General features: G+C 40.9%; 21 protein-coding genes. 16 read left to right on the forward strand and 5 right to left on the reverse strand.

Annotated features, from left to right (window positions below; translation table 11 throughout):
* Positions 1-6: 6 nt before the first annotated feature.
* The 5 genes from gyrB to dnaA form a co-directional block, all read right to left on the reverse strand.
* Entirely contained in the window at positions 7-1,926 is a 1,920-nt protein-coding gene (gyrB, locus tag H625_RS0107670; protein ID WP_026859405.1) for a DNA topoisomerase (ATP-hydrolyzing) subunit B, read from the reverse strand.
* 14 nt (positions 1,927-1,940) lie between these two features.
* Positions 1,941-3,044: a DNA replication/repair protein RecF gene (gene recF, locus H625_RS0107675; RefSeq protein ID WP_026859406.1), complete on the reverse strand. Its 1,104-nt coding sequence runs from the start codon at positions 3,042-3,044 to the stop codon at positions 1,941-1,943.
* Positions 3,041-3,259 carry an RNA-binding S4 domain-containing protein gene (locus H625_RS0107680; protein WP_026859407.1) on the reverse strand — a complete coding sequence of 73 codons (219 nt, stop codon included), beginning with the start codon at positions 3,257-3,259 and terminating at the stop codon, positions 3,041-3,043. Before H625_RS0107680 ends, recF begins: the two co-directional genes overlap by 4 nt.
* A 190-nt stretch (positions 3,260-3,449) precedes the next feature.
* Positions 3,450-4,583 carry a DNA polymerase III subunit beta gene (gene dnaN, locus H625_RS0107685; RefSeq protein ID WP_026859408.1) on the reverse strand — a complete coding sequence of 378 codons (1,134 nt, stop codon included), beginning with the start codon at positions 4,581-4,583 and terminating at the stop codon, positions 3,450-3,452.
* Positions 4,584-4,753: 170 nt separating this feature from the next.
* The gene (gene dnaA, locus H625_RS0107690; RefSeq protein ID WP_026859409.1) at positions 4,754-6,106 is read right to left on the reverse strand and encodes a chromosomal replication initiator protein DnaA; all 1,353 of its coding nucleotides are present in this window, start codon (positions 6,104-6,106) and stop codon (positions 4,754-4,756) included.
* Between the two features lie 436 nt (positions 6,107-6,542).
* Between dnaA and rpmH the strand changes: the two genes are divergently transcribed.
* From rpmH to modB, 16 genes are all read left to right on the forward strand, one after another.
* Positions 6,543-6,680 carry a 50S ribosomal protein L34 gene (gene rpmH, locus H625_RS0107695; RefSeq protein WP_026859410.1) on the forward strand — a complete coding sequence of 46 codons (138 nt, stop codon included), beginning with the start codon at positions 6,543-6,545 and terminating at the stop codon, positions 6,678-6,680.
* A gap of 115 nt (positions 6,681-6,795) precedes the next feature.
* A complete protein-coding gene (rnpA, locus tag H625_RS0107700; RefSeq protein WP_026859411.1) occupies positions 6,796-7,131 on the forward strand; it encodes a ribonuclease P protein component in 336 nt (111 codons plus the stop codon).
* 15 nt (positions 7,132-7,146) lie between these two features.
* Positions 7,147-7,971, forward strand: coding sequence for an RNA-binding cell elongation regulator Jag/EloR (gene jag / locus H625_RS0107705; protein WP_026859412.1), 825 nt, complete (start codon positions 7,147-7,149; stop codon positions 7,969-7,971).
* Between the two features lie 13 nt (positions 7,972-7,984).
* Positions 7,985-9,361 (forward strand): tRNA uridine-5-carboxymethylaminomethyl(34) synthesis GTPase MnmE, encoded by a 1,377-nt coding sequence (mnmE, locus tag H625_RS0107710; RefSeq protein WP_026859413.1) that lies wholly within the window; start codon positions 7,985-7,987, stop codon positions 9,359-9,361.
* 17 nt (positions 9,362-9,378) lie between these two features.
* Positions 9,379-11,262 (forward strand): tRNA uridine-5-carboxymethylaminomethyl(34) synthesis enzyme MnmG, encoded by a 1,884-nt coding sequence (gene mnmG / locus H625_RS0107715; RefSeq protein WP_026859414.1) that lies wholly within the window; start codon positions 9,379-9,381, stop codon positions 11,260-11,262.
* Positions 11,259-11,978, forward strand: coding sequence for a 16S rRNA (guanine(527)-N(7))-methyltransferase RsmG (rsmG, locus tag H625_RS0107720; RefSeq protein WP_026859415.1), 720 nt, complete (start codon positions 11,259-11,261; stop codon positions 11,976-11,978). Before mnmG ends, rsmG begins: the two co-directional genes overlap by 4 nt.
* Before the next feature lie 16 nt (positions 11,979-11,994).
* On the forward strand, positions 11,995-12,807 hold the full coding sequence (locus H625_RS0107725) for a ParB/RepB/Spo0J family partition protein (RefSeq protein ID WP_026859416.1): 813 nt from the start codon (positions 11,995-11,997) through the stop codon (positions 12,805-12,807).
* A gap of 101 nt (positions 12,808-12,908) precedes the next feature.
* Positions 12,909-13,682, forward strand: a complete 774-nt coding sequence (locus H625_RS12805; protein WP_051239023.1) for a ParB/RepB/Spo0J family partition protein — start codon at positions 12,909-12,911, stop codon at positions 13,680-13,682.
* 18 nt (positions 13,683-13,700) lie between these two features.
* A complete protein-coding gene (locus H625_RS12810; RefSeq protein WP_051239024.1) occupies positions 13,701-14,630 on the forward strand; it encodes a mechanosensitive ion channel family protein in 930 nt (309 codons plus the stop codon).
* A gap of 6 nt (positions 14,631-14,636) precedes the next feature.
* Positions 14,637-14,822, forward strand: a complete 186-nt coding sequence (locus tag H625_RS0107740; protein ID WP_026859417.1) for a DUF951 domain-containing protein — start codon at positions 14,637-14,639, stop codon at positions 14,820-14,822.
* 13 nt (positions 14,823-14,835) lie between these two features.
* Positions 14,836-15,936 (forward strand): redox-regulated ATPase YchF, encoded by a 1,101-nt coding sequence (gene ychF, locus H625_RS0107745; protein ID WP_026859418.1) that lies wholly within the window; start codon positions 14,836-14,838, stop codon positions 15,934-15,936.
* A gap of 332 nt (positions 15,937-16,268) precedes the next feature.
* A complete protein-coding gene (gene rpsF, locus H625_RS0107750) occupies positions 16,269-16,571 on the forward strand; it encodes a 30S ribosomal protein S6 (RefSeq protein WP_026859419.1) in 303 nt (100 codons plus the stop codon).
* Between the two features lie 26 nt (positions 16,572-16,597).
* Entirely contained in the window at positions 16,598-17,131 is a 534-nt protein-coding gene (gene ssb, locus H625_RS0107755) for a single-stranded DNA-binding protein (protein WP_026859420.1), read from the forward strand.
* Positions 17,132-17,358: 227 nt separating this feature from the next.
* A complete protein-coding gene (gene modA / locus H625_RS0107760; protein ID WP_026859421.1) occupies positions 17,359-18,255 on the forward strand; it encodes a molybdate ABC transporter substrate-binding protein in 897 nt (298 codons plus the stop codon).
* Positions 18,256-18,372: 117 nt separating this feature from the next.
* The gene (gene modA, locus H625_RS0107765; protein ID WP_051239025.1) at positions 18,373-19,161 is read left to right on the forward strand and encodes a molybdate ABC transporter substrate-binding protein; all 789 of its coding nucleotides are present in this window, start codon (positions 18,373-18,375) and stop codon (positions 19,159-19,161) included.
* Positions 19,154-19,831, forward strand: a complete 678-nt coding sequence (gene modB / locus H625_RS0107770; protein ID WP_026859423.1) for a molybdate ABC transporter permease subunit — start codon at positions 19,154-19,156, stop codon at positions 19,829-19,831. Before modA (H625_RS0107765) ends, modB begins: the two co-directional genes overlap by 8 nt.
* The last annotated feature ends 165 nt before the right edge of the window (positions 19,832-19,996 follow it).

A 19,996-nucleotide genomic window follows, 5' to 3' on the forward strand; every position in this document is an offset into this window, starting at 1 on the left:
CCTTTATTAAACGTCAAGATTCTCAACGTATCTCGCATTTTCTTCGATAAAGTTCCGTCGGTATTCAACGACATCGCCCATTAGCATTTCAAATGTCTGATCCGCTTCAATCGCATCATCAAGCTGAACCTGCAGCAGATTTCTCTGTTCAGGGTCCATCGTCGTTTCCCACAGCTGATCTGCGTTCATCTCGCCGAGACCTTTATATCTCGACATAGAAATTTTCGGTGTTTCCGGTAATGTGCTGCGCAGAATATCAAGTGCCTCATCATCGTATACGTAATGTTTTTTCTTGCCCTGCTCTAATTTATAAAGCGGCGGCTGTGCAATATACACGTATCCGCGCTCAATTAACGGTCTCATAAAACGGTAGAAGAACGTTAACAGCAATGTTCTGATGTGAGCACCGTCGACATCAGCATCGGTCATAATAATAATTTTGTGATAGCGTGCTTTTGAAATATCGAATTCTTCGCCGATACCGCTGCCGAGCGCCGTTACCATAGAACGAATCTCATTATTGCCTAAAATTCTGTCGAGACGCGCTTTTTCAACGTTTAAAATTTTACCTCTAAGCGGTAAAATCGCCTGAATTTTCGAGTTGCGTCCTGATTTTGCCGAGCCGCCGGCAGAGTCACCCTCAACGATAAAGAGCTCACTTTTCGCAGGATCTTTACTTGAACAATCTGCCAGTTTCCCCGGTAAACTTGATACTTCAAGTGCAGATTTACGGCGTGTCATTTCACGCGCTTTTTTCGCAGCAACACGTGCGTGCTGAGCAGTAATCCCTTTATCGACAATGACACGTGCAGTTTGAGGGTTTTCCATCAGAAATCTTTCAAAACCTGCTGAGAACAGCTGGTCCGTAATCGTGCGGGCTTCAGAGTTGCCGAGTTTAGTCTTCGTCTGACCTTCAAACTGAGGATCTGTATGCTTTATCGACACTATCGCTGTTAAACCTTCTCTGACATCTTCGCCGGATAAACGTTCTTCCGTCGATTTAATCAGGTTCTGTTTTGTTGCGTAGTTGTTAATGACTTTCGTAAGCGCACGTTTAAAACCGTCTTCATGTGTTCCGCCTTCATGCGTATAAATATTGTTGGCATAAGTCAGGAGTGTGCATGTATAACCGAGGTTGTACTGCATCGCAATTTCAACTTCGATTTCATCTTTTGAATCATCCATATAAATAATTTCTTCATGAAGTCCTTCTTTCGTCTTGTTTAACTCTTCGACGTAAGATTTAATACCGCCTTCATAATGATATTTAAATTCAACAGGCTCTTCTTCGCGTTCATCGATTAAATTAATTTCGAGTCCTTTATTCAGGAAAGCGAGCTCTTTAATACGTTTTTGCAGAATTTCAATTTCGTATACTGTCGTTTCGGTAAAAATTTCTTCATCTGCTTTAAAACGGATAATCGTTCCTGTTTTATCAGTTGTATCAACCACTTTTAAATCTGCATCAGGTGCACCGCGTGTATAGCTCTGATAATGTACTTCGCCGTTTTTGTGAACGTAAACTTCCAGTGTTGAACTCAGTGCGTTAACGACTGATGATCCGACACCGTGCAGTCCGCCGGAAACTTTATAGCTGCCGCCGTCAAACTTACCGCCGGCGTGCAGTACTGTAAAAATAACCTCGACTGCCGGACGGCCCATTTTTTCCTGTATATCAACAGGAATACCGCGTCCGTTATCCGTTACTTTAATCCAGTTGTCTTTTTCAATAGTGACATTAATTTCTGAAGCATGTCCTGCCAGTGCTTCATCGATACTGTTATCGATAATTTCCCACACGAGGTGATGCAGTCCGCGTGATGATGTCGAGCCGATATACATACCTGGTCTTTTTCTAACCGCTTCAAGACCTTCTAGTACCTGTATCTGACTTGCACCATATTGATCCATATTTTGTTCAGCCATGTTTTCACCTTCCGTTATTCATCGATTTTGATTTTGCCATTTTCTATTTCAAAGAGCTGCATATCATCCATAATCTGATGGTTAATATCGCTGATTGAAGTGGTCGTTACAAACGTTTGTACACGGTCCCGGATTGAAGTTAATAAATGCGCCTGTCTCACTTCATCGAGTTCACTGAGTACATCGTCAAGAAGCAGCACCGGATATTCTCCGACTTCTTCTTTTATTAATTCGAGCTCCGCAAGTTTAATCGACAGCGCAGTGGAGCGCTGCTGCCCCTGGGAACCATAGGTCTGAACGTCAAAATCATTAATCGTAAAACCGATATCATCCCGATGCGGACCGACTAGTGAAGTCCCTCGTTCGATTTCTTTATTTAAATTCTCAGCTAACAGAGCGGATATTTCCGCTGTAAGCGCTTCTGAATTATCACTCTTATATTTAATATTGGGGTTATAGACTACATTTAAAATTTCCTTGCCGTTTGAAATATCAGCATGAATTTTTGAAGCATGACGTTCAATCGTTGAGATAAACTGCTCACGCTTTAAAATAATTAAGCTTGCATGATGTGCAAGCTGATCGTTCAGCACCTCGATCATAATCTGATCGACGTTTCTCGATTTTAAATACTGATTTTTCTGGGCGAGGACTTTATTATAGTCGGATAAGTGGTTCAAATATAATTTGGATATTTGACCGCATTCCATATTAATAAATTTTCTTCTGACCTGCGGGGAACCTTTAACGATATTAAGATCCTCCGGCGCAAAAAGTACAGTATTCAAATGACCGATATACTGGGACAGCTTTCCGACCTCAAGATGATTGACCTTGGCGCGCTTGCCACCTTTGGCAATACCGATCGACAGCGGCAGTGTACTGCTTCTTGTCGTAATTGTCCCGTTAATATACGCTTCTTCCGCTCCAAACTGAATCAGTTCCTTATCTTTTGAAGTCCTGTGACTTTTAGCCAGGGACAAAAAGTAAATTGCCTCAAGCAGATTTGTTTTCCCCTGGGCATTATGACCGATAAAAATATTCAGCTTAGGGTGAAATGCCAGGGATAGGGAATCATAATTCCTGAAGTCTGTGAGTTTAATTTTGTTTAGTATCATTGCACCGGATACTTAAATTTATATTCGCCGACATCTGTAATGACTAATTCGTCACCATCGTGCAGTTTTTTGCCGCGTCGGTTTTCAGGCTCTCCGTTTAAAAATACTTCATGTTCACTTAAGAACCATTTAGCTTCGCCGCCTGTACCGATAATATTTTTATATTTTAAAAATTTACCGAGTGTTATCATGCCATCCAAATGAATCGTTTCCATAGACACAACCTCCTATTACATACTCATTCATTATACTACATTTTTCATATATTTTCATTATTTAAGGCCAAATAAAGCGTTTAGAGCGTTTTATAGGCAAAAAGGCTTTTACCTACCAGTAAAATAAAAAAAGAGACCAGAGGCCCGTTTTTTATCAAAAAAGGCATGGTCTCGAATATTTGCTGCAGGATTAATATGTTCTAATCGGTAAAATTAACTGGACAACTTCAGATGATTCACTCGGTGTAATAGTGAATGGTCTCATCGTGCCGAAGAATTCAATTGTTACTTCTTCATCCTGAATCGCACGGAGTGCTTCCATCATATATTTTGAGTTGAATGAAATTTTAATGCCTTCGCCTTCGATAGCTGAAGCATTGATATCTTCATTTACCGTACCGACTTCCGGCGAGTTCGATGTTAATTCTACATTGTTGTTATCCACAGTCATGCGGATAACATTATTACCGCCTTCACGTGCAAGCAATGAAACGCGGTCAATTGCATGGTAGAACTCAGAATTATTAACGTTAACTTTTGTCTCGTAGTTTTCAGGGAACAGGCGGGATGTATCCGGATAGTTTCCTTCAAGCAAACGGGAAATAAAGCGCATGTTGCCGTAAGTGAAGAGCACCTGGTTCTGCGACAGATTAATTTCTACATCTTCTTCAGAGTCTGTAAGAATTTTGCTTAGCTCCGATAATGATTTACCTGGAATAATCGCATTTGAAATTTCTGTGTTAAATGTTTTATCAAGCAGTCTTCTTAATGCAAGACGGTGAGAGTCTGTTGCAGTGAATGAAATATGATCTTCGTTAAAGTTCCAGTTAACACCAGTTAACACGGGACGTGTTTCAGATAATGAAACTGCGAAGTTAGTCTGGTTGATAATTGTTTTTAGTACTGCAGATGAAAGTACCAGGCTGTCAGCATCGTTAACTTCAGGCAGGAGAGGATATTGGTTTGAATCGTTCCCGCTTAAGTTGAATTCTGATTTTCCTGCGGTAATTTTAGTTTGGAAGTTATCGTTTGTTTCCAAATCTACAAAATCACCGGAAAGTTTTTTAATAATGTCTACGAAGAAACGTCCTGTTAAAACGACTGAACCAGGTTCTTCGATTTCTAGAATTTCCTCATTATCAATTTCTGTTGGAATTGTAATCTCAATAGATATTTCCGAATCACTGCCGGTAAGTATCATTTGATCATCAGAGACATCGATTTTTATCCCGTTTAAAATTGGCAGTGTTGTTCTTGGTGAAATAGCTTTTAAACAATGATTTAATTGTTCGATAAAATATTGTCTTTTAATACTGATTTTCATAAGCAAGTACTCCTTATTTAATAGATATATAGTATATAAAATAATAGTAATAATAGTAGGCCTTGTGGATATGTGGAAAACTGCACTGAAACTATACGCACTAAGTTATCCACATGTGTACAAAGTGTTGACTACAGTGTAACATTTATCCACAGTATTCACATTAGTTTTTAATTCAGCTTATTCTCGATTTCCTTCAATTCATCTTTGAATAACTCATCTTCTGAAACAAGCCTCGAAATTTTCTCATGTGCGTGAATTACAGTCGTGTGATCACGGCCGCCGAAGACTTCTCCAATTTTAGGCAGAGAGTTGTCCGTCAGTTCGCGTGACAGGTACATTGCCACGTGTCTTGGGAAGGCGATGGACTTTGTTCTTTTTTTAGAGCCGAGTTCGTCGATATGAATGCCGTAGTACTCACTGACAGCAACCTGGATATCGTGTATTGTCATCCGCTTCGATTTCGTTGTAGTGACAAGATCTTTCAGCGCTTCAGAGACAACTTCAGGAGTCATCGGCTGATTCGAAATTTTAGCATATGCTGCAACGCGTGTCAGTGCACCTTCCAGTTCACGGATATTCGTATGAATGTGGTTTGCAATGTAGATCATTGCTTCATTTGGAATCTCTACATTTTCTTCTTCACATTTTTTACGCAGAATCGCAATTCTTGTTTCAAGGTCAGGGGGTGTGACATCAGTCATTAAGCCCCATTCAAAACGCGAGCGGAGACGGTCTTCAAGTGTTGGAATTTCTTTTGGAGTCCGGTCGCTTGAAATAACAATCTGTTTATCATTTTCATGCAGCGAGTTAAACGTGTGGAAAAATTCTTCCTGAGTTGACTCTTTACCTGCTAAAAATTGAATGTCATCAATTAAAAGTACATCGACATTGCGGTACTTGTTGCGGAACTGTTCAGTTTTATTATCGCGTATCGAGTTGATGAACTCATTTGTAAATTTTTCACTCGATAAATAAACCACTTTCGCATTTGGACGATGCTCCAGCACGTAGTTGCCGATTGCGTGCATTAAATGCGTTTTTCCGAGACCGACGCCGCCGTATATAAACAGCGGGTTGTATGCTTTCGCAGGCGCTTCCGCTACAGCGAGAGAAGCGGCATGGGAGAAGCGGTTGCCGTTGCCGATAACAAACGTATCAAATGTATGCTGTGCATTTAATGCATGTTTAACAGGCAAATTCATTGCCTCATCTGCCTCATCGCTGTTTTTATCAGCTGATTTACTGCGCGCCGTTGCTGAGTTATTCAGTTTCTCGTCCTGAAAGACGATTTTAACTGAAACTTTTTCACCGATGGCGCTGTAGATGCTCTTCTCAATCAATGTTAAATATTTTTCGGACAGCCAGCCCTGCTGGAATTCATTATCCGCTTTAACGATAGCATCGGTGCTATTTAAATCGATCAGTTTGGTATCTTTGAACCAAGTTTGAAAACTGACGGTAGGGATGTTCTCACTGATGTTTTCAAGAACATTTTCCCAAATACTATTTAAACTGCTCATAAAATTTTCCTTTCTTATTCACATATAACAGCCTGTGGATAACTGATATGCACAGCTGTAGATAAGTTATGCACATGTTATACACATTCTGTGGATAACTATATGGTTGCCGTTACTTATCCACAACGATATGGGTAGAATTATAACGGATTTCACTATACATATCAATAGCTGTAAGACTTATGCACATAATTAACACTTTTCCACAAAGTTTTGCCTACAGGTTGTGGATTTGTGGGGAAACTCGTTTTAAAACTGTTGATAACTTTCTGTTGCAAAATAGTTATCCACATTTTATTATTGATTTACAGATCTCTCATAGAAGGAATCTAAAATAAAAAGTTGAAAAGACAGCCTATTTTTGGTATTCTTTAATAGTTGCAATTCTAAGAGAAGATAAAAACAGAGATATATATTTATAACGGAGGTGTCATTAATGGTAAAACGTACCTATCAACCGAATAAACGTAAACGTGCAAAAGTACACGGTTTCCGTGAGAGAATGAGTACTAAAAACGGACGCAAAGTTCTTGCACGCCGTAGAAGAAAAGGAAGAAAAGTTCTTTCTGCATAACCATTAGATCATCTGACGAGGATGATCTTTTTTTTTGCGCCAATACTGGATGTTTTATAAAACTGGTGCTTTTTAGTATAATAATTAATCATAGATATGAAAGAGCGTAATAATGATGAAAAAGCGATATAGAATTAAAAAAGAAAAAGATTTTAAATTGATTTTTAAACGAGGGAAATCGTATGCCAACAGGCAGTTTGTCGTGTATTTAAGAGACAACGATGAAATACCTCATCTCCGGCTTGGCATCAGTGTGTCCAAAAAACTTGGTAACGCCGTGAAAAGAAACCAGATAAAACGACGCGTCCGTGCATTTTATCAGCATCACAAAACAGAGTTAAAACCGCGAGAGTATGTAGTTATCGCACGAAATCCTGTCAAAGATATGAATTATCACGAGATGGAAAAATCATTATTGCATGTCTTAAAAATCGCGAAATGTATTAAATAATACGGGGGTAGTATTATGTACAGGGTTTATACTGAGAAGACAGTAGATGAAGCAGTTGCAAAAGGATTACACGAGCTTGGCGTAACTGAAGACGATATTAAGATTGAAGTGATCGACGGCGGAAGCGGCGGATTTTTAGGTTTTGGCAAACGCGATGCAGAAGTTCAGCTGACAGTCATTAATCCGGAACTGAAAACATATGGTTCTATTGAAGCGATGATTGAAGAGAGAACTGAACATGTTCAAAAAGAACCGGTACAGATACAGCCCAGAGAGGTGCAGGAACCTGAAGAAGAGACAATAGAGACTGAAGTTTCTGAAACACCTGTCACTCAAAAACCGGCAGCAGAAGCAGAGTTTGAAGACGAGCATACGGTGTATGAATCTCCTATTAATAGTGCAGCGGAGGATACGGCAAATTATATTTCCCGTGTCGTTCATGAAATGAATATTCCAAACGACACTGAGATCAGTATAAAAGATACGACGGTGACGATTGAATTTCACGCAGAGCTTGCAGCTAAAATTATCGGCAAGCGCGGACAGACTTTAAATGCACTGCAGGAACTCGCACAAAATTACTTCAATACAATATATAAAAGCTACGGTACAGTATTCCTCGATGTGGAAGATTACCGTGAAAAACGCCGTGAAACGCTGGAGAGCCTCGCGGTGAATATGGCGAAAAAAGCAATGCGTACGGACGGCCCGGTTAAAATGGAGCCGATGCCTTCTTTCGAACGTAAAACAATGCACCACGTCTTAAGCAGAATGAAAAATATTGAGACGTCTTCAGAAGGACGGGAACCGAACCGCTACGTCGTTATTACTAAGAAATAAAGGAGTTTTTAATATGCAATTTGAAACGATCTCAAGCATCTCCACACCAGTCGGTGAAGGGGCGATTGCTATCGTTCGTTTATCAGGTGAAGATGCGATTGAAATTGCAGACCGTCTGTATAAAGGTGCGAAAACTTTAAGTGACACAGATTCCCACACGATTAACTACGGGCATATCATCGATCCGAAAACCGGAGAAACGGTTGAGGAGGTAATGGTGGCATTAATGCGTGCACCGAAGACTTACACGAGAGAAGACATCGTGGAAATTAATTGCCACGGCGGAATTCACACAGTGAACCGCGTACTGCAGCTGACGTTAAACAACGGCGCCAGAATGGCGGAACCCGGGGAATTTACGAAACGCGCATTTTTAAATGGACGGGTAGACTTATCACAGGCGGAAGCGGTAATGGATTTTATCCGCGCGAAAACGAATCAGGCATCAAAAGTTGCGAACCAGCAAGTGCAGGGACGCTTAAAAACTTATATTGAAGAGCTTCGCCAGAGCATTTTAAACATTCTTGCACAGGTTGAAGTAAACATCGACTACCCGGAATACGATGATGTTGAAGAAGCGACGACATCATTTCTATTATCGGAAGCGAAAAAAATAAATGAAAATATTGATGCATTGCTGAAATCGAGTTCTGAAGGCCGTATTTTACGCGAAGGTTTAAGCACGGTTATCGTCGGCAAGCCGAATGTTGGTAAAAGTTCTTTATTGAACTACTTAATTCAGGATAATAAAGCGATCGTTACTGAAGTGGCAGGTACGACACGCGATATTTTAGAAGAATACGTTAACGTTAACGGTATTCCTTTAAAACTCGTCGATACCGCAGGTATTCGTGAAACGGATGATATCGTTGAAAAAATCGGTGTGGAACGTTCACGGGAAGCACTTAAAGGCGCGGAACTGATTTTATATGTGATGAATAACAACGAAGAACTGACACCGGAAGATATTGAATTGCTGGAGTCAGTAGACGATAAAAAAGTAATCGGGATTGTGAATAAGCTCGATCTTGATAACAAACTGAATCTTAACTATCTGGAAGAACATTTTAAAATACCATTAATTAAAACATCTATTATAAATGGTGAGGGCGTCGACGAGCTGGAAAATGAAATTCAAGCGATGTTTTTCGACGGCAGCCTGTCATCGACGGATTCGACATATGTATCGAACAACCGTCACATTAATTTGCTTGAGCAGGCAAAAGTATCGATTGAAGATGCGATATCTTCGGCAGCTATGGATGTGCCGGTGGATATTATTCAGATCGATCTCCTAAAAACATGGGAACTGCTTGGTGAAGTTATCGGTGAAGACGTCTCGGAACAATTAATAGATAAACTCTTTAGACAATTCTGTCTAGGAAAGTAAATACAGGAGGTTAAATAATGACCGGCAATATTAAATATGATGTGATAGTTATCGGAGCAGGTCACGCTGGTGTTGAAGCAGGGCTTGCAGCAAGCCGCAAAGGATTAAATACACTGATGCTGACGATTAATTTGGATAACATCGCATTTATGCCATGTAACCCTTCTGTCGGCGGACCGGCAAAAGGAATTGTTGTGCGTGAAGTAGATGCGCTCGGCGGCCAGATGGCAAAAGTTATAGACAAAACTCACATTCAAATGCGGATGCTGAACACAGGTAAAGGACCAGCAGTCCGTGCACTCCGTGCACAGGCAGATAAAGTTCTTTATCAGCAGGAAATGAAATCACTGCTTGAGCAGGAACCGAATTTAGACATTTTACAAGGGCTCGTTGATGAACTCATTATAGAAGATGATGTCATTCGCGGTGTCAGAACGAATGTCGGCACAGTATACGATGCTGATGCAGTAATTATTACGACGGGAACATTCCTGCGCGGTGAAATTATTTTAGGCGACTTAAAATATTCAAGCGGACCGAATCATCAGATTCCGTCACTTGCACTCGCAGATCAGCTGAAAGATCTCGGCTTTGAAATTATCCGTTTTAAAACGGGCACACCGCCGCGCGTCAATGCGGATTCAATCGATTACTCGAAAACTGAAATTCAGCCCGGGGACGATGTTCCGCGCGCATTCAGTTTTGATACGACAGAATTCATTATGGACCAGCTGCCATGCTGGTTAACATACACGTCTCAGGAAACACACGAAATTATTACAGCGAACCTTCATCTGTCTGCAATGTATTCAGGTGTAGTTCAGGGAACGGGCCCGAGATACTGCCCGTCAATCGAAGATAAGATTGTCCGTTTCAACGATAAACCGCGTCATCAGATTTTCCTTGAGCCGGAAGGCCGTAACACGAAAGAAGTTTACGTGCAGGGCTTATCAACGAGTATGCCGGAAAGCGTTCAGCGTGAAATGGTAAAGAGCATACCGGGGCTTGAAAATGCACGCATGATGCGTGCAGGTTACGCAATTGAGTATGATGCATTAGTACCGACTCAGCTGTGGCCGACGCTTGAAACTAAGAAAATCAAAAATCTTTATACTGCAGGCCAGATTAACGGCACGAGCGGTTATGAGGAAGCGGCAGGCCAAGGATTAATCGCCGGAATTAACGCAGCGAATAACCTGCTTGGAAAAGAAGAGCTGATCTTAAGCCGTACAGATTCCTACATTGGTGTGCTGATTGACGATTTAGTCACGAAAGGCACAAATGAACCGTACCGTCTGTTAACATCTCGTGCAGAACACAGACTGCTGCTCCGTCACGATAATGCAGATATCCGTTTGACTGAAATTGGTCATGACAACGGTCTGATCAGCGATGAGCGTCTGGCACGATACCATCAGAAAAAAGCAAACATTGATGCTGAGCTCGAGCGTCTGCAGAAAACGCGCATTAAACCGAATGAGCATACGCAGAATATCGTTGCTGAACATGGGGGCGCGGCCTTAAAAGATGGTATTTTAGCTGCGGACTTACTAAGACGTCCGGAGATGGATTATGCATCTATTATGGAAATATTAAACGAAGAAATTACACTGAATCAGGAAGAATACGAGCAAGTTGAAGTACAGATTAAATACGATGGTTATATAAAAAAATCATTACAGCAAGTCGATAAGATGAAGCGTATGGAGAATAAGAAAATTCCTGAAAACATCGATTACGATGCGGTACACTCACTGGCAACAGAAGCGCGCATGAAGCTGAAAGAAGTTAAGCCGCTGAACATCGCTCAGGCATCACGTATTTCAGGCGTAAATCCTGCAGATACTTCAATTCTTTTAGTCTATATCGAGCAAGGTAATGTGAAAAGGGTAGAATCATGAAAGAAATAGAATTTATAAATGCATTGAAAGACCAGGGAATTGAGCTGTCGGAAAAACAAATCGGACAGTTCAATACCTATTACAAAATGCTTGTCGAATGGAATGAAAAAATTAACTTAACTGCTGTAACTGAACAGGAAGAAGTATATTTAAAACACTTCTACGACTCGATTACACCGTTATTTTATGCGGACATTGAAGAAGGTGCGAGCCTTTGCGACGTCGGTGCGGGTGCTGGTTTCCCGAGCATCCCGATGAAAATTATCCGTCCGGACTTAAAAATTACAATCGTTGATTCTTTAAATAAGCGTATTAATTTTTTAAATGAATTAACTGCAGCCCTCGGACTCGATAAAATTCGCCTCGTGCATGACAGAGCGGAAATATTCGGTAATCATAAAGCGGATGCGAGACATATGTTCGATGTGGTAACAGCGCGTGCTGTTGCACAGCTGAACGTCTTATCTGAATTATGCCTGCCGCTTGTCCGTACGGGCGGTCAGTTTATCGTCATGAAAGGTAAAAAAGCGCAGCAAGAACTCGACGAGAGTAAATTTGCGCTGGACCTGCTCGGCGGAGAACTGACAAAAGTTCACCAGCTGTCATTGCCAAAAGAAGAAAGCGACCGTTACATTATGATTATCGATAAAAAACGTAAAACACCTAAGAAGTATCCGCGTAAACCGGGTACACCTAATAAATCCCCATTAAAATAAAAGGGTGGTGGAATGTGTGAAAAAACCATTTTCAAAATTATTTAATCTTATAGATAAAAGCGAAACGCGCGCTGATGATGATTCTTTGGTTACCGTGCCGGTAGAACACATCGTCCCGAACCAGTACCAGCCGCGTACTGTATTTAATCATCAGCGTATTGAGGAGCTCGCACATTCCATTAAAGCGCACGGGCTGCTGCAGCCGATTACACTGCGTCCGATTGAAGAAGGCATGTATGAAATTATTGCAGGAGAACGCAGATTCAGAGCGTTAAAACATTTAGGCTATGAAGATACTCAGGCTATCGTTAAATATTTAACAGATCAGGAATCGGCAGCGATTGCGCTGATTGAAAATATTCAGCGGGAGAATTTATCGAGTATCGAAGAAGCGAGAGCATACAAGCAGCTGCTGCAGATGGATGATATTACGCAGAAAGACCTTGCTGAAAGCATCGGCAAAAGCCAGTCGTTTATCGCTAATAAATTACGTCTGTTAAAACTGTCTAGCGACGTTATAACGGCGCTAGAAAAAGATGACATTACTGAAAGACACGCGCGGGCACTGCTTATACTGGATAACGATACCCAGTGCGACGTGTTGAAGAATATCGTTAAGGATAACCTGACGGTTAAAGAAACAGAACTTGCTGTGAAGAACCGTCAGAAGGTCCGTATCGAGCAGATTAACTTTAATGACGATGTAGCGTTTATGCTGAATGACTTTGAGCGTGATATTAAGAAACTGCAGGACAAAGGGATTGATGTGAACATCGAAACATCTGAAACCGAGGAGCTGCATGAAGTAACGATACGTATATACAAATAGTGCTCACACCTGACAGTGTGAGTTCTTTTTTGACTTACAAACAGAGACGTTGCTGTTATAATTGAACTGTATTTTAACTATGTAAAGTCGGTGAGTTTACAGTGGAAATTATAGAACTGTCTATTAAGGATATCCGCAAAAATCCATACCAGCCGAGGCAGACATTTGATGAAGAAAAACTGGAAGATTTAAAGAACAGTATTTTAATTCACGGTGTAATGCAGCCGGTCACTGTTAGAAAATCAGTGAAAGGCTATACGCTGGTTGCCGGGGAACGGCGTCTCCGGGCAAGTAAGAGGGCGGGACTTTTGAAAATTCCAGCAATTATTACGGAAATGTCCGACAGGGAAATGATGGAACTTGCGATTATAGAAAACCTGCAGCGTGAAGACTTAAGTGCACTTGAAGAAGCGGAAAGTTATAAAGAGCTTATGACTAAAGCAAAGCTGACGCAGGATGAACTATCGCAGCGGCTCGGCAAATCGAGATCCTATATTGCGAATATGCTGAGGCTGTTAAATTTGCCTCTGATGGTTAAGCGCGCAATGAACGAACAGAAACTGAGCAGTGCACACGGCAGAACACTGCTGTCTTTGAAAGAACCGCTCTTAATGGAACAGGTAGCCCGCGAGGCTATAGACAAAAACATGAGCGTGCGTGCGCTTGAAGCGTATGTAAAAACATTCGATAAAAAGAGAACAATTAAGAAAACAAGTAAAAAGCTGAAATTTCTGCAGGGCTATGAAAATCAGCTGAAAGAGCATTACGGTACAAATGTGGAAATAAAAAAAGTGAAAAATAAAGGAATGATACAGCTGGAGTTTACATCGGAGGAAGAGTTTAAGAGAATCCTTCGGATGCTTCAGAAAAAATAAAGAAAGAGGCTTTAATTTATGCAGTTTTTAACATTGTTCACGACAGCGGATGCTGAAGAACCGCTTGATTTGACATTTTTCCAGGAGATATACGATGAACTCACTTCTCCTGACCTATGGATGAAGATTGGTACAAGCGTATTAGTGTCAGTTATTTTATTAATCGCTGGTTACATCCTAACTAAAGTAGCCGACCGTCTTATTAATAATTTCTTTAAATATAAATCAAAATCCCGTTTAAAAGGCTCGGATAAACGCAATCAGACACTAATCAACGTGCTGCAGAACGGTGCGACTATCTTTATCTGGTTCTTTGTTGTTGTAGCAATTCTGGAATCGTTTAATATTCCAGTCGCCACACTCTTAGCCGGTGCTGGTGTTGTTGGTTTAGCACTTGGTTTTGGTGCACAGAGTTTAGTGAAAGACATGATTACCGGATTCTTTATCATTTTGGAAAATCAGTTTGATAAAGGGGATTTCGTCAGAGTAAATACTTCAGGCACTACTGTTGCTGAAGGTGAAGTGTTATCATTAGGATTGCGATCATCACGTATTCAAGGTTATGAAGGCGAATTATATATGATTCCGAACGGTACAATTAACGAAGTCATTAACTTTTCGCGTTATAATTCTATTGCATTCCTCGATATGAACTTCTCTATTCAGGAAAACTTGGATAAGGTTGAAGATATGATTAACAAATATTTCGAACTTCACTGGCGTGAAGAAGCGGTGCTTACCGAGCAGCCGGCAATTTTAGGCGTGCAGGATATTCAGCAGGGTGAGGCGACGATTCGTATTATGCTGACAACCCAGCCGATGGAACACTTCGGTGCAACGAGACGTACTCGTAAACGCCTGAAACAGTATTTGGAATCACAAGGCGTATTTGTATCTGTACCTACTATGGACATTAGCGATTTCGATCAAAATGATGCCGGGGAGTAAGATAATATGGAGAAAAAATACGATTTAAATAATATTGTTGAAATGAAAAAGCCTCACCCGTGCGGCACAAACAGTTTCCAGATTGTCCGTATGGGCGCGGATATAAAAATCAGATGTACAAACTGCGACCGGACGATTATGATGCCGCGCCGCGATTTCGATAAACGACTTAAAAAAGTAATTTTAAATTAAAGGAGCAACTATTATGTCTTTAACTGCAGGAATTGTAGGATTGCCGAACGTCGGTAAATCAACACTCTTTAACGCAATAACAAAAGCAGGTGCACTCGCTGCAAACTATCCATTCGCAACAATCGATCCGAACGTCGGTATCGTTGAAGTGCCGGATGAACGTCTTAACGTTTTAACGCAAATTGTCGAACCTAAAAAAACTGTTCCGACAGCATTTGAATTTACGGATATTGCTGGAATTGTTAAAGGCGCTTCAAAAGGTGAAGGCCTTGGCAACAAATTCTTAGCAAACATTCGTGAAGTTGATGCAATCTGTCAGGTTGTCCGCGCGTTCGATGACGAGAACGTTACTCACGTATCAGGCAAAGTGAATCCGCTTGATGACATTGAAGTTATCAACATGGAATTGATTTTTGCCGATCTTGAAAGTGTCGACAAACGTTTACCGAAAGCAGAAAAAATGGCGAAGCAGAAAGATAAAGATGCTATGGCTGAAGTGAAGATTCTGACGAAAATTAAAGAAGGTCTCGAAGACGGCAAACCCGTTCGTGCACTTGATTTTTCTGAGGAAGAAATCAAATCAGTTAAACACTTCCACCTGCTGACTCAAAAACCGACATTGTATGTTGCGAACGTTGCTGAAGATGATTTATCATCACTTGAAGACAACGAGCATTTATCAGCAATTAAAAAATATGCTGACGAAGAAGGATCACAAGTTATCGTGATTTCTGCGAAAGTGGAAGAAGAAATCGCAGTGCTGGATGAAGATGAAAAAGAAATGTTCCTAGAAGAACTTGGACTTTCTGAATCAGGCCTTGATAAACTCGTCAGAGCATCTTATGACCTGCTTGGACTTGCAACTTACTTCACTGCAGGAGTGCAGGAAGTTAGAGCATGGACATTTAAAAAAGGAATGACGGCGCCTGAATGTGCCGGAATTATTCATACTGATTTCCAAAAAGGGTTTATCCGTGCTGAAACAGTCGGCTACGACGACCTTGTGGAAGCGGGCAACGAAGCAAAAGCCAAAGAAGCCGGTAAAGTCCGTCTTGAAGGTAAAGAGTACATTATGAAAGACGGCGACGTCGTTCACTTCAGATTTAACGTTTAATAACGAATATTGCTGCAGAATCTTAAAATTTAAGATTCTGCAGTTTTTTTGAATGGGACTGGGATGAAATCACTTCACGCCAGCCCTGTGAGTCTTGGATACACATGAGCTTCTGTCACGCCAGCCCTGTGAGTCTTGGATACACATGAAATCCGTTCATACCAGTCCAAAGGGAATCTCGCTCCCCAATCAAAACTAAATAATATTAATTACAGCCTATCTATTGTAATAATACGATTTTATTGCTATAATTTCTGATTGTGAGTAATGAAAATTATTCCTTGCTGAAAACGAGTGTTTTTGGCCGCAAAGACCATAAGGAGGTGTAGAAGATGAGATCATATGAAATTTTATATGTAATCCGCCCGGATATTGAAGAAGAAGCTAAAGCAACGTTAGTTAAACGTTTTGATGAGGTTCTTACTAGCAATGGCGCGGAAATCGTCGAATCTAAAGAGTGGGGTAAACGTCGTCTGGCTTACGAAATCCAAGATTTCAAAGATGGATATTACCAAATCATTAAGTATAACGGTGACAGTGCCGCTGCTGATGAGTTTGACCGCTTAGCGAAGATCAACAATGACATTATTCGTCATATCGTTGTTCGTGACGAACAAGCTGAAGATAAAAAATAAGTTAAATATTGAGTGGAGTTGATTACATGCTAAACCGTGTAGTTTTAGTTGGTCGCTTAACAAGAGACCCTGAACTTAGAGTCAGTCAAAGCAATGTTGCTGTCGCTACTTTCAACTTAGCTGTGAACCGTCCTTTTACTAGTGCAAACGGTGAGAGAGGCGCTGACTTTATCAACTGTGTTGTTTTCCGCAAACAGGCAGAAAATGTTAACCAGTATGTTAAAAAAGGCAGCTTAGTTGGTATCGATGGTAGAATTCAAACTCGTAACTACGAGAATAAAGACGGGCAAAGAGTATATGTAACTGAAGTCGTGTGTGAAAGTGTTCAGTTCTTAGAGCCGAAAGGCAGCGGTAATCAATCTCAAGGCAATAATAATGATTATAACTCTGCTGACTCTTACCAAAGTGCATACGGCGGCAATCAGTCGACTGGTAACCAGTCATCTGGGAATCAATCAACTGGACGCAGCCAGCAACAGCGTCAGGATAACGTAGAGGAAAATCCATTTGCGAACTCTAAAGGTCCAGTAGACATCAGCGATGATGATCTACCATTTTAATAAATAAAATATAACAATCCAAACTTTGTTATCGTGTGTTTTATTAATGTGTGTGAAATGTGTGAAAAACCCGAGATACCGTATCTCGGGTTTTTATTTTAGGTTTAAATAAAATCGTAATACATAAGCAATTTTTATCGTCTTTATAATTATATATAGTGTAGTTTTTGACTCAGAGTGTTTATAATGAAATGTATACAATTTTTTTATGTAGGAGCGAAATCGCAATGATTAGAAAAAATGTCCTCGGATGGGCACTTTTACTATCGCTGTGCGTGATTTTAGCAGCTTGTAGTAATAATGAAGAATCCTCTGATAATGAGTCAGAAACTGACGAGACACGGGAAACCGAAGAGAGTACAGGGGAAGAATCTGAAGATGCGTCAGAAGAGGCAGATCAATCTGTCGAAGAAGACCCGATTACAGAAGAGGATAAAGTTGTACATATTACTGCCGAGCAGAGTCTTGACGATGTAATGGAAGAACTGATAGCCCTCTTTGAAGAAAATAACGAAGGTATTAAAATTGATGTTCAATATGGTCATACAGAAAAACTGACTGAAGATTTAATCGAAGGCAATGACGAGGACATGGATATCTATTTCTCGAGCGATGATGCAGGATATGATTCGCTTGTTGAAGCAGGCATTTTAGATCAGCTTGCAACTAAATATTTGCTCATCAATGAACTTGTACTCGTTACACAATCTGAAAATGAAGATATCAACAGATATAATGATATTTTTAATAATGATGAAACATCACTGACGATTGTTGATCCCGAACATTCATTATCCGGCTCATATGCTGAAGAGCTTCTTGTTCAGGAAGATGAAAAAAACCTGAGCCCCGAGAGCATTGAGAAAGTAGCGGACGCAGAAACTGCTGTTAAAGATATAGCGGAAGGCAATTCAGATGCTGGATTCCTTCTTAGAACAGACATTTCAGATGAGGATGATGTACGTATAATTTCACGTGCACCGCGTTCAATATTGGAACCGTTCGTATACGGAATGGGCTTGTCCCACAGTGTTGAGGACGGCAGTGCAGCACACTTATTCTATGATTATTTACAATCTGAAGAAGCACTGGAAATCTTTACGAATTACGGATATATCGTTTAACATATAACATTCAGGCAGAACCTTTATCATTAAAGGTTCTGCTTTTTTAATGCGTTTACTTTTATAATATAAAGGACTAATATTGATTTAAATAATGTTTTTGAGAGGACAATCCAAATGAATTACCTTAATAAAACGAGACTGGCTGTGCTGCTGTGTTCATTAGTAGTAATGTTAGTTCTTTCCGCATGCAGCGATGATGAGACGGAAGAAGCGGGAGGAACTGTAACGCTGACAGTATCTGCGGCGGCGAGTCTGACAGATGCGCTTCAGGAAACAGCAGATGTTTTTCATGACGAACATCCCGAAATCAAAGTCGATTTTAACTTCGGCGGCTCGGGTGCCCTGCAACAGCAAATCTCTCAGGGTGCACCTGCAGATATGTTCTTTTCAGCCTCTAAAAGTGATTTTGATGAACTAATTGAAAATGGCAGTATTTCTGAAGAAAATTCGGTTAATCTGCTAAAGAATGAATTAGTTCTCGTGACACCGGCTAATAATCAGACCGTTACCTCATTCGATAATATTACAGAAGCCTCTCAAATTGCTGTCGGCACGCCAGAATCTGTGCCGGCAGGAAAATATGCAGTGGAAACATTTGAAGAGATGAACATTACAAAAGAAATTGAGCCATTACTCGTATACGCAGAAGACGTTCGTGCTGTCTTAACTTACGTGGAACGCGGTGAAGTTGATGCAGGACTGGTGTACAGAACGGATACGTTAACGAGTGATTCAGTGGAGATTGCAGACACAGCACCTGAAGCTGCGCATGAGCCGATAGTTTATCCTGTTGGAATGATTAACAGCTCAGAAAATGCTGAAGCGGCAAAAAAATTTTATGAGTTTCTGCAGTCAGAAAAAGCTTTAGCAATATTTGAAGACTTCGGTTTTACCCGTGAATAATTACGGCATAACAGCAGAGGAATTTCTGACACCGGTTCTTCTGTCACTGAGAGTCGCATTTATTGCATTGATATTATCGTTTGTCTTTGGCACGATGATGGCACATTTTATGACGCGGAAAAAATTTAAAGGGAAAATTATTCTGGAGACAATAATAATGCTGCCGATAGTGCTGCCACCAACGGTCGTCGGTTTTATTCTTATAGTAATATTCGGCAATAACGGTTTTGCCGGCAATATCGTTGAGTGGATATTCAGCCAGTCGATTATATTTACGTGGTATGCAGCGGTGCTTGCGAGTACCGTTGTATCATTTCCGCTCATGTACCAGGCGGCAAAAACTGGTTTTTTAAGTATCGATAAAGATATTGAAGATGCAGCGAGAGTTGACGGCGCAAGTAATTTACAAGTATTCATGAAAATTACGATGCCGCTGGTATCCGTACCGCTGATGACGGGAGCTATACTAAGCTTCGCCCGGGCACTCGGAGAATTCGGAGCTACGCTGATGATTGCGGGAAATATACCAGGTCGCACGCAGACACTGCCGACCGCAATATATACGGCACTGCAGTCGGGGAACATGGAGCTCGCGTGGCTGTGGGTCATTACGATTGTTGTGATTTCGTTTATTATGCTGCTGTTTGTGCGGACGAAATCAGTGAATTAAATATAATGTTGGAAACCCGGCTCGGGGAGCTGGGTTATTCTTGTTTGGGGGAAATCTGGGACTGGGATGCCTTCACGAATTTGATGACGGGTTCCGAACGTATCTGGATGCCTTCACGAATTTGATGACGGGTTCCGCGCGTGTCTGGATGCCTTCACGGATTTG

Source organism: Jeotgalicoccus psychrophilus DSM 19085 (assembly GCF_000425845.1).
Lineage (GTDB): Bacteria > Bacillota > Bacilli > Staphylococcales > Salinicoccaceae > Jeotgalicoccus > Jeotgalicoccus psychrophilus.

Excerpts from the sequence above, each read along its gene's own strand:
- gyrB (WP_026859405.1), bottom strand. The coding sequence starts at position 1,926 with ATGGCTGAACAAAATATGGATCAATATGGTGCAAGTCAGATACAGGTA.
- recF (WP_026859406.1), bottom strand. The coding sequence starts at position 3,044 with ATGATACTAAACAAAATTAAACTCACAGACTTCAGGAATTATGATTCC.
- H625_RS0107680 (WP_026859407.1), bottom strand. The coding sequence starts at position 3,259 with ATGGAAACGATTCATTTGGATGGCATGATAACACTCGGTAAATTTTTA.
- dnaN (WP_026859408.1), bottom strand. The coding sequence starts at position 4,583 with ATGAAAATCAGTATTAAAAGACAATATTTTATCGAACAATTAAATCAT.
- dnaA (WP_026859409.1), bottom strand. The coding sequence starts at position 6,106 with ATGAGCAGTTTAAATAGTATTTGGGAAAATGTTCTTGAAAACATCAGT.
- rpmH (WP_026859410.1), top strand. The coding sequence starts at position 6,543 with ATGGTAAAACGTACCTATCAACCGAATAAACGTAAACGTGCAAAAGTA.
- rnpA (WP_026859411.1), top strand. The coding sequence starts at position 6,796 with ATGAAAAAGCGATATAGAATTAAAAAAGAAAAAGATTTTAAATTGATT.
- jag (WP_026859412.1), top strand. The coding sequence starts at position 7,147 with ATGTACAGGGTTTATACTGAGAAGACAGTAGATGAAGCAGTTGCAAAA.
- mnmE (WP_026859413.1), top strand. The coding sequence starts at position 7,985 with ATGCAATTTGAAACGATCTCAAGCATCTCCACACCAGTCGGTGAAGGG.
- mnmG (WP_026859414.1), top strand. The coding sequence starts at position 9,379 with ATGACCGGCAATATTAAATATGATGTGATAGTTATCGGAGCAGGTCAC.
- rsmG (WP_026859415.1), top strand. The coding sequence starts at position 11,259 with ATGAAAGAAATAGAATTTATAAATGCATTGAAAGACCAGGGAATTGAG.
- H625_RS12810 (WP_051239024.1), top strand. The coding sequence starts at position 13,701 with ATGCAGTTTTTAACATTGTTCACGACAGCGGATGCTGAAGAACCGCTT.
- H625_RS0107740 (WP_026859417.1), top strand. The coding sequence starts at position 14,637 with ATGGAGAAAAAATACGATTTAAATAATATTGTTGAAATGAAAAAGCCT.
- ychF (WP_026859418.1), top strand. The coding sequence starts at position 14,836 with ATGTCTTTAACTGCAGGAATTGTAGGATTGCCGAACGTCGGTAAATCA.
- rpsF (WP_026859419.1), top strand. The coding sequence starts at position 16,269 with ATGAGATCATATGAAATTTTATATGTAATCCGCCCGGATATTGAAGAA.
- ssb (WP_026859420.1), top strand. The coding sequence starts at position 16,598 with ATGCTAAACCGTGTAGTTTTAGTTGGTCGCTTAACAAGAGACCCTGAA.
- modA (WP_026859421.1), top strand. The coding sequence starts at position 17,359 with ATGATTAGAAAAAATGTCCTCGGATGGGCACTTTTACTATCGCTGTGC.
- modA (WP_051239025.1), top strand. The coding sequence starts at position 18,373 with ATGAATTACCTTAATAAAACGAGACTGGCTGTGCTGCTGTGTTCATTA.